Source organism: Halomonas citrativorans, assembly GCF_014898005.1.
GTDB classification, from domain to species: Bacteria; Pseudomonadota; Gammaproteobacteria; order Pseudomonadales; family Halomonadaceae; genus Vreelandella; species Vreelandella citrativorans.
Window position 1 is genome coordinate 30,094 of the sequence record NZ_JABUYX010000001.1, and the last position, 16,391, is coordinate 46,484.

11 protein-coding genes are annotated in these 16,391 nt (G+C 52.3%); 10 read left to right on the forward strand and 1 reads right to left on the reverse strand.

Features of this window, described 5'->3' with window-relative positions:
* Positions 1 to 334 precede the first annotated feature (334 nt).
* The 3 genes from INT20_RS00125 (at position 335) to INT20_RS00135 (ending at position 4,430) form a co-directional block, all read left to right on the forward strand.
* A complete protein-coding gene (locus INT20_RS00125; protein WP_193056223.1) occupies positions 335 to 1,063 on the forward strand; it encodes a hypothetical protein in 729 nt (242 codons plus the stop codon).
* Between the two features lie 280 nt (positions 1,064 to 1,343).
* The gene (gene glmS / locus INT20_RS00130) at positions 1,344 to 3,185 is read left to right on the forward strand and encodes a glutamine--fructose-6-phosphate transaminase (isomerizing) (RefSeq protein WP_193056224.1); all 1,842 of its coding nucleotides are present in this window, start codon (positions 1,344 to 1,346) and stop codon (positions 3,183 to 3,185) included.
* A gap of 288 nt (positions 3,186 to 3,473) precedes the next feature.
* A complete protein-coding gene (locus INT20_RS00135; protein ID WP_193056225.1) occupies positions 3,474 to 4,430 on the forward strand; it encodes a sulfotransferase family 2 domain-containing protein in 957 nt (318 codons plus the stop codon).
* 106 nt (positions 4,431 to 4,536) lie between these two features.
* Here the strand turns inward: INT20_RS00135 and INT20_RS00140 are convergent, their stop codons facing one another.
* Positions 4,537 to 6,264 carry an SLC13 family permease gene (locus INT20_RS00140; protein WP_193056226.1) on the reverse strand — a complete coding sequence of 576 codons (1,728 nt, stop codon included), beginning with the start codon at positions 6,262 to 6,264 and terminating at the stop codon, positions 4,537 to 4,539.
* 194 nt (positions 6,265 to 6,458) lie between these two features.
* Between INT20_RS00140 and INT20_RS00145 the strand changes: the two genes are divergently transcribed.
* From INT20_RS00145 to INT20_RS00175, 7 genes are all read left to right on the forward strand, one after another.
* Entirely contained in the window at positions 6,459 to 7,205 is a 747-nt protein-coding gene (locus tag INT20_RS00145) for a helix-turn-helix domain-containing protein (RefSeq protein WP_319643840.1), read from the forward strand.
* A gap of 40 nt (positions 7,206 to 7,245) precedes the next feature.
* Positions 7,246 to 8,148 carry a sulfate adenylyltransferase subunit CysD gene (cysD, locus tag INT20_RS00150; protein WP_192528627.1) on the forward strand — a complete coding sequence of 301 codons (903 nt, stop codon included), beginning with the start codon at positions 7,246 to 7,248 and terminating at the stop codon, positions 8,146 to 8,148.
* The gene (cysN, locus tag INT20_RS00155; RefSeq protein ID WP_193056228.1) at positions 8,148 to 10,052 is read left to right on the forward strand and encodes a sulfate adenylyltransferase subunit CysN; all 1,905 of its coding nucleotides are present in this window, start codon (positions 8,148 to 8,150) and stop codon (positions 10,050 to 10,052) included. Before cysD ends, cysN begins: the two co-directional genes overlap by 1 nt.
* 75 nt (positions 10,053 to 10,127) lie before the next feature.
* The gene (gene cysQ / locus INT20_RS00160) at positions 10,128 to 10,916 is read left to right on the forward strand and encodes a 3'(2'),5'-bisphosphate nucleotidase CysQ (protein ID WP_193056229.1); all 789 of its coding nucleotides are present in this window, start codon (positions 10,128 to 10,130) and stop codon (positions 10,914 to 10,916) included.
* A gap of 126 nt (positions 10,917 to 11,042) precedes the next feature.
* Positions 11,043 to 12,380, forward strand: coding sequence for a phosphoglucosamine mutase (gene glmM / locus INT20_RS00165; protein WP_193056230.1), 1,338 nt, complete (start codon positions 11,043 to 11,045; stop codon positions 12,378 to 12,380).
* A 38-nt stretch (positions 12,381 to 12,418) separates the two neighbouring features.
* A complete protein-coding gene (locus INT20_RS00170) occupies positions 12,419 to 14,071 on the forward strand; it encodes a glycosyltransferase family 2 protein (protein ID WP_193056231.1) in 1,653 nt (550 codons plus the stop codon).
* A 43-nt stretch (positions 14,072 to 14,114) separates the two neighbouring features.
* Positions 14,115 to 16,391: a coiled-coil domain-containing protein gene (locus INT20_RS00175; RefSeq protein ID WP_193056232.1), complete on the forward strand. Its 2,277-nt coding sequence runs from the start codon at positions 14,115 to 14,117 to the stop codon at positions 16,389 to 16,391.

Consider the following 16,391-nt stretch of genomic DNA (forward strand, 5'->3'; position numbering starts at 1 on the left):
AGCTATCTGGTGTTGGTACTGATACGGCTGCGTGCTGTGTAGCTGAGGCTTGATTCATCACAAAAGTACTTGTTCTCGTACTCGTCCGGTTCAGATAGCTGGTTTGTTTAGGGTGTGATGGCTCAGTTGCGGAGGGATGGGCTGGCTAATGTGCTAATCTACTGCTGGGGAAGCCCAGGGGCGGATGCGTTTAAGGGTATCATGAAAAAATTCACTATTAATGATGATTAAAAGCCTGTTGCCTGTGGTTTGAACGTGCCCAATGGCTGCACCGCTGTTCATCAATTAAAAGACTTTTAATTTATTTTATTATTCGATAAGGAGTTGTTTTAAAATGAAGATAGTCGTTTTTTCTTCTAAGAGAAGTACTCATCATGCATTTTTAGAATCTGTTTTAAAAGGGAAAAATTTTTATTATCAAAATAATCTTGAGTTTAGTAAAGGGGGGCTTGTTCCAACGAAAGTAGTGGGAGATATGTCCTTTATCGACCGTTTGCATGTTGCGAGCTTTGAAATGAATTACAATATTGAAGATGTTGCTAATAGCAAAGAACTGTCTTGTTTTTTTGGGATTAATGAAGAAGGGGGAGAGAAAAAACTAAGAAAAATAATATTTCTTAGGGATCCATTAAATACCTTGGCAAGTACGTTGAGCGTTTATAAAAAATTCCTTTATTCAGATAAGGCGAAAAGTTTAGCGTGGGTTGATAAGAATATGATGCAATGGGTTAATGTGTATGAATACTATTGCCAGAACGCTGATGAGCTTGAATTTATTTATGCAAATAAGTTCTGGCTGGATAGTGATTACATGTCAAAAATCTCCGTTTTTTTTGGAGGAGGAGCAAAAGGTCTAAGTAGTGTTAGTAAGTTTGGTGGTGGTGGGGATACTTTCTTTGACAATGCCTCGCAGGTTGCTCCAGAAGACTTAGATAAAAGGTATTTGCTATATTCCGAAGACCCGATTTTTTTGGATTTTGTTAGTAAGTACAGAAATGAAATGAAGAAATTTCTTCTAGATGTTGGGGATGAAGAGAAAGTTCAATTTGTAGATGCTGTTTAGGTTTTCTTTTAATACGGATTTTAATGTTTGTTAGTTGCTGAGGGGCCATGCCCCTAACATACTGTCGTTGTTTTTTATTTTTTATAGGTGGTGAAAATGATAGTTTCTGAAAAAAAATAAGTTTTTTGTTTTTCAAGGAACGAAAGGTTGCGAGTACTTAGTAAATTATGTGTATAAGAGTCATGGGTTATAGGTTTTACTTTTCTTTACTGTCCAATGGTTGAGCAATTTTTTAAATATTGCATTTTAATTGTTATCTATACTCGCTAAGGGGAAATGCATGTGTGGAATTGTTGGCGCGGTAAGCGCAAGGGAATGTACTGGTTTTTTACTCGCAGGGCTATCTACGCTTGAATATCGTGGCTACGATTCAGCAGGTCTTGCTGTACTTGAACGCGGGTTGCAACGTGCCCGTGCAAAAGGCCGCGTTTCAGAATTAGCTTCTCGCGTAGAAAAACAGGCGCTAACCGGAAATATCGGTATTGCTCACACACGTTGGGCCACCCACGGTGTACCCGCTGAACGCAATGCTCACCCGCATATTTCCGCAGGCTTGGCGGTTGTGCATAACGGCATTATCGAAAATTACGAAGCCTTGCGTGAGCAACTGCAAGGTTTAGGGCATGAATTTACCTCCGATACCGATACGGAAACCATTGCCCACCTTATTCAAGCCTGTTTCAAAGGCCAGATTGGCGAACCGGCGGACAACCTGTTTTCCGCCGTGCAGTGCGCCGTGGCGTATCTGAAAGGGGCGTTTGCTCTGGCCGTTATTAGCGAAGAAGAACCGGATTGCTTGGTGGTGGCACGTGAAGGCTCGCCGCTGATGCTGGGCATTGCTGAAGATGGCCACTACGCCGCATCGGATGCATCGGCACTGCTTTCCGTTACCAAGCAGATGATGTACCTGGAAAATGGCGATGTAGCGCGGTTAACGCGTGATTCCATTACCCTGGTGGACCGCATCGGCCAGCCCGCCCAGCGTGAAGTGGTTACTTCTACCTTGAATGCCGATGCCGTTGAGCTTGGTGATTATAACCACTATATGCAGAAAGAGATGTTTGAGCAGCCCCAGGCATTAGGCAATACACTGGAAATGATCAGTGGGGCAGGGCAACTGCAGCCAGGTATTTTTGGGGCTGAGGCCCAGGCTGTGTTTGAACAGGTCGATTCAGTTCTGATTCTGGCGTGCGGTACGTCAAGCTATGCGGGTATGACCGCCAAGTACTGGATTGAGCAGGTAGCGGGTATCCCCTGCAATGTTGAAATTGCCAGTGAGTATCGCTATCGGCAGAGTGTTGCCAACCCCAAGCAGCTGGTAGTGGTTATTTCCCAATCCGGCGAAACCGCCGACACATTGGCCGCGCTACAGCATGCCAAATCGTTAGGGCATACGCATACGCTGGCCATTTGTAACGTGCCCGAATCCGCCATCGTTCGCGAAACCGCGTTGCGTTTTATTACCCGTGCCGGGCCTGAAATTGGTGTGGCGTCTACCAAGGCGTTTACTACACAGTTAAGCGCGCTGTTCTTGCTGACGCTTCTGCTGGCCAAAGCCAACCAGCGTTTGAGTGAGGAAGACGAAAAAACCTATCTGGATGAACTGCGCCATCTACCTATCGCGGTCGATAAGGTGTTGGCGTTGGAGCCTAGCATTGAAGCCTGGGCAAAGCAGTTTGCTGATAAACAGCATGCGCTGTTTTTAGGCCGTGGGCGGCATTACCCCATTGCGCTAGAAGGCGCGTTGAAGCTGAAAGAAATCTCCTACATTCATGCGGAAGCCTACCCGGCGGGCGAGCTGAAGCACGGCCCGTTGGCGCTGGTTGATGCGGAAATGCCGGTGGTAGTGGTAGCGTCTAACGATGAAATGCTGGAGAAGTTGAAGGCCAACATGCAGGAAGTCAGTGCGCGTGGCGGCCAGCTGTATGTATTTGCCGATGGTGATAGTGCTGTGAAACCCTCCGAAGGCGTTAACGTGCTGATGATGCCGGAGCATTACGGGCTGCTTTCACCGGTGTTGCATGTGGTAGCGCTTCAGTTGCTCTCTTATCACGTGGCATTGGTGAAAGGGACGGATGTAGATAAGCCGCGTAATTTGGCCAAGAGTGTGACGGTCGAGTAGCGCCCTTGAGCGCCGTTCTGGTGCTTACTTCGCCTGCGCATTAAGTTCATGTTCGCTTGTTTCTCGTAAGGCTCGTTACCACGCCAATAAAGTACCGGTGTTTGATTTTTATCGCGATAAGAAGGGCCGACGTAGATTTAAGCGAAACGAGCAATGATGCAGGCTCGCTTTTAACGTCACCTTCATAACATGTATATACCCCAATAGGGCCCACTCCAGAATGGGCTCTTGCCAGTTTTACGCGGAAGTGGCTATGTTTGTGGGCGTTGTAGAAAGGAGATTGAGTAAATGCCGCTTTTTTTTGTGCATATGCCTAAAACAGCCGGAACAAGCTTTCGGCAGGGAGCTGAAAAGTATTTTTCGTCGGAGCGCATTGTTTATGATTATGGAGCGAACTCTAAGGTAACGTCTCCTCTTGCTAAAGAGTTTCTACATGTTGATCAACCTGATTTCTGGCAGTTCAAGCAGGCGCTCGATAACCCCGCCATGATCTCGGGGCATGTGCCTATCATGCGCTTTGTTTCCCTATGTGGGGCGGGAAACACCATTACCTTCCTGCGTGAACCGCTGCAGCGTATTGCATCCGAATATGCGCACTTTGTCAGTAAGAGGGGTTACAAGGGAAGCTTCAAGGAGTTCTATTCAGACCCGACGATGCGTAATCGTCAGCGTAGAGCCCTTAATGGGGTGAATGTTGAAGCTATTGGGTTTATAGGCTTAACAGAACGTTATTCTGAAGGCTTGGAAGTACTGAATGATCGCTTTGCAACTCAGATCCCCGAGCGTGAAGACAATCGAGGTAAAGCGCGTATTGAGGATAAGCACGAGCTTGATCAAGACGATGTCGCTGAGCTCAAGCGATTGAACAAGCACGATATTGAGCTTTATCAGTATGTCTCAGCATTGTTTGACTCACGCTATGCGATGTTTAAGGCGAACCAGCCTTGGGCGCATGCCTGCCTTGTGGAGGCTAATACCGAGGGTGTCAGCGGTTGGGCCTGGTGGGCGGATGAGCGAGATGCGCCGTTGGAAGTCGAGCTGTGGGTCAATGGTGAGCTAACCAACACCGTACGCGCAGCAGAGCTTCGTCAAGAGTTGGGGCACTTGATGCCTCCCCGTGGCGGGTATGTGGGCTTCCATGTGCCATTGAAACTGTCCCTGCTTGATACGGTGCAGTGTCGTGTTGCAGTAACGGGGCAGCGGTTTCCGCTAAGCCCACGTCGTATCGAGGAAACGGTGAAGTAATATCGTCAAGGTCACTATGGCTTGGGGGCTGGAAAGGCATCTCCGCTTGTAAGCACCTTCCTGCAGGTCAATCAGGCGAATTTCTGGCCGTTCAGGGTGAGCTCTCTTAAAAAGGAAACACCATTGGTGTAATCACCAGGACGGCGGCAGAGTAGGTAAAGCTAATCGGTAAACCGATTTTAAAGAAATCGGTAATTTTATAGCGCCCTGGCGAATAAACCATCAAGTGGGTTTGGTAGCCAAACGGAATTAAAAAACAGGCGCTGGCGCCGTAGGCCACGGCCATGATAAACGGCAGTGGGTCGGCACCAAAGGCGTGGGCGGTGCTCCAGGCAATGGGGAACGCCAGCGCAGCGGCGGCGTTGTTGGTCACGGTTTCGGTCAGTAGCAGCGTTAACAGGTAGCAGCCGATAAACGCCGCATAAACACCGTAACCACTAAACAAGTGCTGCATACCGCTTGCCAGCAGGCTTGCCGCCCCTGAGTTTTCCAGTGCCTGGGCAATGGCTAGCGCAGAGCCGATAATCAGCCATAGCTCAAACGGGAAGCGGCGGCGCAGTTCTGCAAGGCTAATCACTTTCAGTAGCAGTAACCCGCCCAGCAGTATCAGCAGGCCGTGGAACAGGGGCAGTAGGTTGGCGGTTGCCAGGGCGATGACGGCTGCAAACCCGCCTACGGTGAATAGGCTCTCTTTGGGAGTGAGCTGTGGCCGAGTGAAGCTGCCACTTAGCAGGTGAAAGTTGCGGTCCAGGTTGCGGTGTTGACGGAAGTCAGCGCTCACCGCTAGCAGCAGGCAATCACCTACACGCAACGGAATTTTGCCTAATTGCCCCTCCAAGCGCTTCTCTCCCCGCCGTATTCCCACCACCCCGGCACTGAACATGCTACGAAAATCCACGTCCTGCAGGGTTTTACCTGAAAGCTCGGATTCGTGGGAAATCACCACTTCTACCAGGTTGGTCGCCAGCAGGTTGTCGGCCTGGTGTCCAAACAGCTGAAGCCCTGGAAAGCGCTGTAACGCTTGCACTTTTCCCACTTCGCCGGTGAATACCAGCGTGTCATTGGCGAGTAGTTGCTCATCTGGCGCGACGGGGCTAATCAGCCGTCCTTGTCGTTCGATCTCCAGTAGATAAAGTCCCTCCAGGCTGCGCAGGCCGTTCTCTTCAATCGTTTTGCCGATCATGGGGGAATCCGGTTTCAGGTCGGCTGCCAGAAAATAGGAGAGCTTTTCATCGGTGTTTTCAGGCGAGTGGTGAGGCAGGGCGTTAGCGCGCCACATGAGTACGCACAGGGTTATCAGCGCTACCGGAACCCCGACCAGGCTGAACTCAAACATGCCTAGCTCGGTGCCACTAGTGCTTAAGGTAAACGAGTTAACGACCAGGTTGGTGGATGTGCCCACCAGCGTAGTAATGCCCCCCAAAATAGAGGCATAAGAGAGTGGGATTAATAGCCGTGAGGGGGCAATTCGATGCTGACGCGAAATAGCGCCCAGGAAGGCGGCGACCACGGCCGTATTGTTTAAAAACGCGGAAAGCACCGCAGTACTAACCATTAAGCGGGCCGTGGCAAGCTTCGGTTGTCCTTTTAACAAGTGACGCGATAGCCAGTCCAGCATAGGCGAGCGTTCAAGAGCTAGCGATACCAGCAGTAAGAGCAGCAGCGTTGCAAGGGCCGGGTTGGTGTATTGGGCAAGCAACGTGGGAGTGTCTACAAACCCCAGCAAGAGGAAAATGCTGGCCAGCGAAACAAAGGCAATGGCGGGCTTTACGCGTCCGCTGGTTAGCAGTGCTAACAATAGGGCAATAGAAAGCAGAACAGCCCACGGGGTCATGGCAGGGTCCTTAAAAACGTTAATAACTCGATTGACTTGCTGGATTTTACGCAGGCTTTTATGATGATGTCTATTGATTGCAGTTTTATGGTATGTGTTTTGTTTGAAAATTTATTTAATACAGTGGGTTATATAAAACATTGAGCATAAAACATTTATCGCCTGAAAAGCTAAATGAGCGCCGATTGCAGGCTGTGAAGCTGCGTTTGGATGGTGCTACGGTGGCGCTAGCGAGTCAGCAATCAGGGCTTTCTGCTCCAACCGTCTCGGCGGCTTGGAAGGCGTTTCGCGAAGGGGGCTGGGCGGCGGTGCCGGTACGTTCGCGGGGGCGCTTAAAGGGGCAAAGCAGCGTATTGGATACGACAACGCAGCAGCGGTTGTGGCAGGCGCTGTACACCTGCCCCCCAGCGGGGCAGCCAGGGTGGAGCAGCGCTGATTTGGCGGCGCTAGTGCGTGCAGAACAGGAGATTGAGCCAACTCAGCGGGCTATCGAGCACTGGTGGGAAAGTGAAGGGCTGAAACACAAGCCGTGGCCGTTAAGTACGTTGGCTCGGCAGCGCTCCCAGCAGGGCAGGTGGTATCGGCAAGCGGTTGCGCCTCTGTTTGCCGGGTTGGATGAGGCCGACCAGCGTTGGCAAGGAGGCGTGAGGCACGTAGCGCACCCCGGCCGCTCGGTTTATCAGCTCTATTTGCATGGCTCTCGTGGGCGTTTATGGATGCGCTGCTTTAACCGCCCTCCTATGGCGGATGATTACTTAACCGTCATGCAGGCACTTATTAGCAAGGGCCTAGAAGCTAATGGCCAAGAACGTAAAGGGCCTGTCGCCCTGGTATTTCATGGCGCCTGGTTTTCAGCCAGCTCGGAGGTTACAGCGTGGCTGGCGCAACAGACGATGTTTCGGTTAGTGCAAGTACCTGCCAATAGCGGTGTGGCTTCCTAGCACTTGAGAACATACTTTTCACCTTACGTTGGGACAGATGATGACATCACTCACCCATTTGCAACGGCTGGAAGCGGAAAGCATTCAGATCATGCGCGAAGTGGTCGCCGAGACGGATAATCCGGTAATGCTCTATTCCGTAGGTAAAGATTCGGCGGTTATGCTGCACCTGGCGCGCAAGGCATTTGCACCTTCGCCGCCGCCATTCCCTCTTTTGCACGTTGATACACGTTGGAAGTTTCGTGCCATGTATGACTTCCGCGACAAAATGGCGGAAGAGATCGGCATGGACCTGCTGGTGCATGTCAATCCAGAAGGTATTGAAAAAGACATTAATCCGTTTACTCACGGCTCGGCCATTCATACGGATGTAATGAAAACCGAGGGCTTGAAACAGGCGCTGGATAAGTACGGCTTTGATGCGGCGTTTGGTGGGGCAAGGCGTGATGAGGAAAAATCACGCGCCAAAGAGCGTATCTTCTCCTTTCGTACGGCGCAGCACCGCTGGGACCCGAAAAACCAGCGCCCCGAGTTATGGAAGCTTTATAACACGCGTAAGCATCCCAAAGAGTCGATCCGCGTTTTCCCGATATCCAACTGGACCGAATTGGATATATGGCAGTACATCCATCTACAGAATATCCCCATTGTGCCGCTCTATTATGCCGCTGAACGGCCAGTGGTAGAGCGCGATGGTGCGCTAATCATGGTAGACGACGAGCGCATGCCGTTAGAGGCGGGCGAGGTGCCCATGATGCGCAAGGTGCGTTTTCGTACGCTTGGGTGCTACCCGCTTACGGGGGCCGTCGAGTCTGACGCCGATACACTACCGGCGATTATTCAAGAAATGCTGCTGACCAAAACATCGGAACGCCAAGGCCGAGTGATTGATAACGACAGCGCGGCTTCCATGGAGAAGAAGAAGCAAGAGGGGTATTTTTAATGTCTCACTCATCTGACCTGATTGCTGACGATATCGAAGGCTACCTGAAAGCCCACGAGCATAAGGACTTGTTGCGCTTTATCACCTGTGGCAGCGTTGATGACGGTAAAAGTACGCTGATTGGCCGTTTATTGTTTGAGTCCAAGCTGCTGTTCGAAGACCAACTGGCAGCGATCGAAGCCGACTCGAAAAAGTACGGCACCCAGGGCGGCGAAATGGATTTTGCGCTGCTGGTAGATGGCCTGGCCGCAGAGCGCGAGCAGGGCATCACCATTGATGTGGCCTATCGCTTCTTTTCGACCGAAAAGCGCAAGTTTATTGTAGCGGACACCCCAGGGCACGAGCAGTACACGCGCAATATGGTGACAGGAGCCTCCACGGCTGATGCGGCCATTCTGATGGTGGATGCGCGCCACGGTATTTTGACCCAAACCCGTCGCCATAGTTTTTTGATGTCCTTGATGGGCATGCGCCATTTAATCGTCGCCATCAACAAGATGGATCTGGTCGATTACTCCAAAGCGCGGTTTGATGAGATCGTTGAAGAGTATCGTGCTTTTGCCAAGCAGTTGGGGCTGGAGAACATTACGTTTATCCCTATGTCGGCACTGAAGGGCGACAACGTTATTGAACACAGTGCCAAAATGCCCTGGTATCATGGTACGACGCTATTGGGTTATCTGGAGACGGTTGAGCTGGATGCCGAGCATCTACAGCGTTCACCCTTCCGTATGCCTGTGCAGTGGGTAAACCGCCCGAACCTGGATTTTCGTGGTTTTACCGGCATGGTGGCAAGTGGGGTGATTCGCCCCGGTGATCCCATTCGCGTTCAGCCTTCTGGTAGTGCCAGCACTGTATCGCGTATTTATACCTTTGACGGTGACCTGGATGAGGCGGTGGCGGGCCAGTCGATTACGCTGCTGCTTGAAGATGAAATCGATATCTCACGAGGCGATATCATCTCGGGTGTTGACCAGCCAGCCCACACCGCCGACCAGTTCGAAACAACCCTGGTGTGGATGCACGAAGCGCCGTTGCTGCCGGGGCGCCCGTATCTGATGAAGTTGGGCACTCAGATGGTTTCCGCAACCGTGACGGATATTAAATATCAGGTCAATGTGAATACCCTTGAGCACACCGCGGCCAAGCAGCTGGACCTGAACAGCATCGGCATTTGTACCTTGAGCCTTAACCGTTCGGTTGCCTTTGATGCCTATAAAGACAACCACGATACCGGCGGTTTTATCCTGATAGACCGCATGACCAACAACACCGTTGGCGCGGGCATGCTCCACTTTGCTTTACGGCGCAGCCAGAATATTCACATGCAGCATGTGGACCTTGATAAGCAAACACGTGCATTGGCGAAAAACCAGAAACCCGCTGTGCTGTGGTTTACAGGGCTTTCAGGCGCAGGCAAATCAACCATTGCTAATTTGGTTGAGAAAAAACTCTTCGCCCATGGTCAGCACACTTATCTATTAGATGGCGATAACGTGCGGCACGGTTTGAACCGTGATTTAGGCTTTACCGATGCCGACCGGGTTGAAAACGTACGCCGCGTTGCGGAAACCGCCAAGCTAATGGTCGACGCAGGATTAATTGTGATGTCTGCGTTTATTTCTCCCTTCCGCAGCGAGCGACAGTTGGCGCGAGACCTTTTGGAAGAGGGGGAGTTTATTGAAATTTATGTGGATGCCCCTCTTGATGTGGTTGAAGCTCGTGACCCGAAAGGTTTGTACAAGAAGGCGCGCCGTGGCGAGTTGAAAAACTTTACGGGGATCGATTCCGCCTATGAGGCGCCTACGGCACCGGATGTGCACCTGAAAACATCTGAAATGGATGCGGAAGCAGCGGCTGACACGGTGATTGCAGCACTGCGTGAGCGTGGAATGATTCGCTGATTTGAATGCTCTAGCTGTCAAGCGCTGGCAAGGTTGCCCGCAGCTTGGCAGCTTTTTTATGTAAGGGATAACGATATGGCGCTGATTGATCAAGCACTGTTGGATGCCGTTGAAAGCATTGCGCGTAAGGCAGGCGAAGCCATTATGAGCGTTTACGCGCGCGAGTTTAGTGTGGAAGAGAAAGAAGATAAAAGCCCGCTGACCGAGGCAGATAAAGCGGCTCATAATGTGATCGTGCGCGGTTTACAGGCACTGCCGGTGCAGTTTCCAATTTTATCTGAAGAGGATGTTGAGAGCTTTGCGGGGGCTAACGCTGAGGGGCGCTACTGGTTGGTAGACCCGCTGGATGGCACCAAGGAGTTCATCAAACGCAACGGTGAATTTACCGTTAATATCGCACTGATCGAACAGGGTGTGCCGGTACTCGGTGTGGTTATTGCGCCTGCGTTAGAAATTGGCTATGTGGCGGCAAAAGGGCTGGGTGCGTTCAAAATTGAGGCCAGTGGTGAGCGCAAGGCTATTTCGGTTGCGGGTAAACCTGGTGCGGGTGAGGCGTGGCGCGTGGTGGGTAGCCGCTCTCACCCTAGCCCAGACTTGGCCGCCTGGCTGGAAAAACTGGGTGAACACACCATGCTGCCGATGGGAAGTTCGTTAAAGCTGTGCCTGGTGGCGGAAGGCCTTGCCGATGCCTACCCGCGTTTAGGGCCTACCTGCCTTTGGGACACCGGCGCCGCTCATGCCGTAGTGCTTGAGGCGGGCGGCCGGGTAGAAACCCTGGAAGGTACGGCGCTTGATTACGCGAACCCCAGTGAAAAACTCAACCCTTATTTTGTGGTGTGGGGGGTATTAAGCCAGGGCGGCTAGGCCGCCGCTCGTGGATGCCTTGTTTACTCGTTCACGCGCTACGATTGTGCATTTATGTTTGTTGGTGCATGTATTCGGTTATTTATACTCTTCACGATTCACGATCTATCATTCAGGTAATCCAAAATGCGTAAATACTTCGGCACGGACGGCGTACGCGGGCGGGTGGGGGAGTTTCCTATGACCCCTGACTTTGCCATGAAGCTTGGGTGGGCCGCAGGGCAGGTGCTGGGCGCTGAAGGCGTGAAAGAAGTTCTGATTGGTAAGGATACGCGCGCCAGTGGCTATATGCTGGAGTCCGCGTTGGAAGCAGGCTTTTCAGCAGCGGGGATTAACGTCGCCTTGGTTGGCCCGCTGCCCACGCCGGGCGTTGCCTATTTAACCTCTACCTTTCGGGCGGATGCCGGGGTGGTCATCAGCGCTTCGCACAATCCGTTTTACGATAACGGCATCAAGATATTCGCTCAGGGCGGCAGCAAACTAACCGATGCCCAAGAGCAGGAAATTGAACGCTGGTTACAGGTGGCTATTGAAGGCGGCATGACGTGTGTAGAATCCGACAAACTGGGTAAAGCCCGCCGCATAGATGATGCCGCTGGCCGCTATACCGAGTATTGCAAGGCCACCTTGCCGGGCGCGCTCAGCCTGAACGGTTTGAAAATTGTAGTGGATAGTGCCAATGGCGCCGCCTACAAGGTAGCACCCGCCGTATACCGTGAACTGGGTGCAGAGCTAATCAGCATTCACGATAAGCCCAACGGCGTAAATATCAATGCCAGCTGTGGCGCTACCTCCATGCAAAGCCTGCGGGCAGCGGTATTGGAGAACGAGGCAGACATGGGCATCGCGCTGGATGGCGATGCCGACCGCCTGATGATGGTAGACCATACCGGCACCGTAGTAGATGGTGATGAGTTGCTTTACCTGCTGGCCAAAGATGCCAAGGCCGCAGGCTATAGCGGTGGTGTAGTGGGCACCCAGATGAGCAACCTTGGCTTGGAACAGGCGCTTGCCACTATGGGGGTTCCCTTCACTCGGGCCAAGGTGGGGGACCGCTACGTAATAGCGCAGCTAAAAGAAACCGGCTGGCGCTTGGGCGGGGAAGGTTCGGGCCATTTACTGAGCCTGGACCACGCATCCACCGGCGATGCTATCATTGCATCGCTGCGCGTAATTACCTGTTTACTGCAGCAGCAAGTAACCCTGTTTGAGGCCAAGCAGGGTATGCAAAAACTGCCACAAACGCTGATCAACGTGCGTTTTACGCCAAGCGGTGACGAAGACCCATTAGCTGCCCCTTTGGTCAAGAAAATGGTGACCGAAGTGGAACAACAGCTTGGGCAAACTGGCCGTGTACTGTTACGTAAATCGGGTACAGAGCCATTGATCCGTGTGATGGTAGAAGCAGTGGATGCTGAGAAAGCTCAGCGTTGTGCTCAGCAAATTGCTGGTGCGTTTTCATAAGTAGCGTAATCCTGTTCTGTTATGCGAGGTAATGACTTTTGACATCATCTTCATCGCTTGGCCTGCTTCATACGCATACGCCAGAAAGGGACTTATCAGATATCGCTGACATTGAGCAAAGCCCCTGGTTCGATGCCGAGTGGTACATGATGCAATACCCAGATGTGGCGGTTTCTGGAATGTCGCCAGCCCAGCACTATTTTCTGTTGGGAGAAGCTTGGGGGCGTAAAGCAGGTCCGCGGTTTGATGCGGCGTATTACCTTAATAACCATCAGGATGTGGCTAAAGCGGACATCAGCCCGTTGCTGCACTTTATCCGCAACGGTGAAAAGGAAGGGCGGTGGCCGGTAGAGTTAAGGGCCCACGAACGTGAGGGGCAGCTTTGGCAACAAACGGCTACCTCTTCGGCACTGAAGGCTCTGCAGGGCTTGCTTACTCATCAAGACGCTTGGGAAGCCAGCTATGCAGCTTGGGCGCTTGGCCGTTGGTATGCCTGGCAAGGGGAGTGGCAGCGCTGCGCAGATGTACTCGCCAGCCGCCACCAGCACCGTGAAGTTAAACCCGCCACCCCCGCCCCTTGGTTGCTGGAAGTAGAGGCCTTGACTCAAAGTGGCCAGCTGGTAAATGCCTGGCAGCGCATACAGCAGCTAAAAATAGCTTACCCGGATTATCCGGATACCTCATTGGCACTCTCCAATCTTCTGGCCGTACAAGCCTCTGCGCAAGAAAGACCTGCGGCGGCCCAAGCTGATGCGCTTACAGATCAGTTCCGTTTGCAGCATATCAATGCGCTGTTCTTGAAAGCCAACCTGCACCCCGTCGGTCTTAGAGACCCCAGTCAGTCGTTAACGCTTGATAACGTGATGGTAGAGAGCTCGGCAATGGCGGGCACGGCGGAGGTAGATGATAATGGCTTGGTAAGTATTATCGTGCCGGTATTTAACGCTGAAGAGCATTTGGCAACGGCTCTGCGTAGCCTGGCCAAGCAAACCTATACCAACTTGGAAGTGATCGTGGTGGATGATGCGTCCACAGATCGTTCATTAGCTATTGCCCGAGCATTCAGTCAAAAAGATGCTCGGTTCAAGGTATTAAGCCAGCCTGCTAACCAGGGCGCTTATGCAGCGCGAAACCGAGGGCTTGCGGCATCAAAAGGCGCTTTTATCACCGTTCACGATAGCGATGATTGGTCGCATCCGCAAAAAACTGAAACCCAAGTAGCAGGCTTGCTGGCACAGCCTGAATGGAAAGCATGCTTTAGTGATTGGGTGCGCTGTTCTACTGAGCTAATGTTCAACCGCTGGCGGATTGAGGCGATGGACGGGTGGATTTATCGCAACACGTCATCCTTCATGTTCAAAAGGGAAGTTTTTGAAACACTCGGTTTTTGGGATGTTGTGCGAGTAGATGCTGATGCCGAATACTTTCAGCGTTTTACGACTGTGTTCGGAGGTAAGGCGTTTGGTACGCTGCAAAGAGGAGTTCCTTTAGCTTTTGGTCGTAGCCTTCCTACGTCTCTAAGTCAAGCGGGGCCTACGCATTTGGTAACCCAGTTCAAGGGTGTGCGCTTTGATTATCGTGAGGCCGCCGCTCAGTGGCATGCTAGTGGCGAACAGCCAACTGATTTGTACCTTTCAGCTAGTCCAGAAATGCGCCCTTTCCCAGCGCCGGCTGCCAACTTGCCCGGTTAAGCTGGTATTCTATTGTTAATCTATTACCTGTCAGGAATTTATTGTGAGCCAGCAACAACACCAGGTAGCACCGCACGCCGCCACGGAACTCGCTATTAAGCCCTCTATTAATACCTTGGCCCAAGGGTCAATGTTCTGGCAGCCTGATTATCGCGAAGCTTCTTCCTGGCTGGAGCATTTGCCGTTCCTGTTTTGGCTGGTGGAGGCGTTAAGGCCACAGCAGGTAGTAGGGCTGGGGGTGGATGATGTACCCCACTTTGCGGTTTGCCAGGCGGCTTCGCGCCTTCGCTTGGGTACACGCTGCTACATGGTGGGTGAGGACATAGACGAAAAAGCGGCGAATGAGATTCACGCCTATGCGTCCGATCACTTTTCAGCCATCAGCCAATGGCTTCAAACCAACCCAACTCGGGCGATCGAACAGTTTGATGAAGGCTCGATTGATTTGTTGCTGCTGCATATAAGTCCTGATGACAATAGTGTCGATTACCTGTTGGACCGCTGGTTGTCGCGGCTCTCCTCGCAGGGTGTGGCGGTAGTGCCGGGTATTGCCCGCCGCGAGCCGGGGTGCTTTGTATTCCGTGCCTTTGAGTCCATTAAGAATCGTTACCCGCATTTCGTATTTCATCATGCCGGTGGGTTGGGTGTGATTGCCGTGGGTAACGAGTTGCCCCATCTGGTTAATAACCTGTTAGGCGCACTGGAATCCAATGCCTCTACTCAAGTAGTGCAGGACGTGTTCGCGCGCCTTGGCCGCAGTTGCCAGGATAAGGTGACGGTTCGCCAGCAACAGGCGCTATTTCAAACGCTGGAAACTCGGGTAAGCGAGCAGGCAGGCAGCCTGGCGGAAGCGGAGCGACAGGTAGCCCAGCAGGCAGAGCAGCTGCGCCAAGCGCATGATGAGCGCATCAAGCTCAAGGAGCGCTTGGAACAACAGGAGGCACGCTTTGCCCAGGAGCGTGGCCGGTTGGCCGAGCGGGTTAGCTCTCTTGAGGAGTTCAACGCTGAGTTGAAAAATGAGCTGATGCGCCAGCGCGAACAGGGCGAACGCCACGCGTCTGAGGCACGCGAACATGCTCAAGCCGCCAAGGTAAGTGAGCAGACGCTGAGCCAGGCCCAGAAGCAGTTGGAAGAAAAGAACAACGCGCTTGAAGCGGCGCGTACAGAACACACCCAGCTAACCGGTAAGCTTGAGAAAACCGAGCATGCCCTTACTGAGGCGCAGGCGCAGGTCGAATCACTACAAAGCAGTGAGCAAGTTCTTGAGCGAGAAGCTAAAGAAACCAGCCAGGAGCTTGAAGCTGCCCTTGAAGAGCATGCCCAGCTAACCGGTAAACTTGAGAAAACCGAGCATGCTCTTACTGAGTCGCAGGCGCAAATCGAATCGCTGAAAAGTAGCGAACAGGCGCTTAACAATGAAGTTAATGAAACTAAACAGATAGTAGAAACGCGCTTTAGCGAGTTGGCCAAGCTGACCAATCTGCTTGAGGCCAATGAGCAGAGTTTGCACAGTGCACACGAAGAGCGCGCTGAGCTCAACGCCAAGCTGCGGCAAACCGAGTCCTCACTTCAGGCGCGTTTTAACGAGCTGGGCCAGTTAACCCGCAAATTGCAGGAAGCTGAACAACGCATCGCGGATGGCGAACAAAGTCGAGCAGCTTCAGAAAAACAGCTGGCTCAGCAAAAAAAGGCGAGTGAGGACGCGTTATCTGCGCAGTTGAAAGAAGCGCTTCACAGTGTGGATGAGCGCTTCAAGGAGCTGGCCGTACTCACTGACCTGCTGGAGAAAAACGAAGCACAACGTGAGCAACTGGAGCGTGAGCTTGGAAGTGCGAAAGCCGCTAGGCAGAAGGTTGAAGCAGAGGCTAAATCCAGCCAGGAAACCCAGGCACAACAGCGCCGCGAGATAGAGCGACAAACGCATGAGCTGGCACATCTGGTTGAGCAGCTTGAAGCGTTGCGTATGAGCCAGGTAGCTAAATCCCCGGAAGCTAAAGGCACTGGCGCTTCCGTTGCCAAGACGCCTGCATTAACGAAGCGCGCGATTAAGCGTCAGGTGTCGTTGATTGAAGCCAGCCAGTGGTTTGATGCCAAATGGTATTTAGCACAGTACTCGGATATTGCTTCAGACCCTAAAATGTCGGCCAGCCCGGCCCGCCACTATCTGCTGATGGGCGGTTTTGAAGGTCGCAACCCCGGCCCAGAGTTCGATTCAGTGTACTACTTGACTCATAACCCGGATGTAGTGGAGAGCGGTATCAACCCGCTGGTGCACTACCTTAAGTTTGGCGAGAAAGAACAGCGAAGCGTGAAGGGCTAA

Bases quoted from the DNA above. Each gene is read 5' to 3' on its own strand.
- INT20_RS00135 (WP_193056225.1), top strand. From the start codon at position 3,474: ATGCCGCTTTTTTTTGTGCATATGCCTAAAACAGCCGGAACAAGCTTT.
- cysQ (WP_193056229.1), top strand. From the start codon at position 10,128: ATGGCGCTGATTGATCAAGCACTGTTGGATGCCGTTGAAAGCATTGCG.
- cysD (WP_192528627.1), top strand. From the start codon at position 7,246: ATGACATCACTCACCCATTTGCAACGGCTGGAAGCGGAAAGCATTCAG.
- INT20_RS00125 (WP_193056223.1), top strand. From the start codon at position 335: ATGAAGATAGTCGTTTTTTCTTCTAAGAGAAGTACTCATCATGCATTT.
- cysN (WP_193056228.1), top strand. From the start codon at position 8,148: ATGTCTCACTCATCTGACCTGATTGCTGACGATATCGAAGGCTACCTG.
- INT20_RS00140 (WP_193056226.1), bottom strand. From the start codon at position 6,264: ATGACCCCGTGGGCTGTTCTGCTTTCTATTGCCCTATTGTTAGCACTG.
- glmS (WP_193056224.1), top strand. From the start codon at position 1,344: ATGTGTGGAATTGTTGGCGCGGTAAGCGCAAGGGAATGTACTGGTTTT.
- glmM (WP_193056230.1), top strand. From the start codon at position 11,043: ATGCGTAAATACTTCGGCACGGACGGCGTACGCGGGCGGGTGGGGGAG.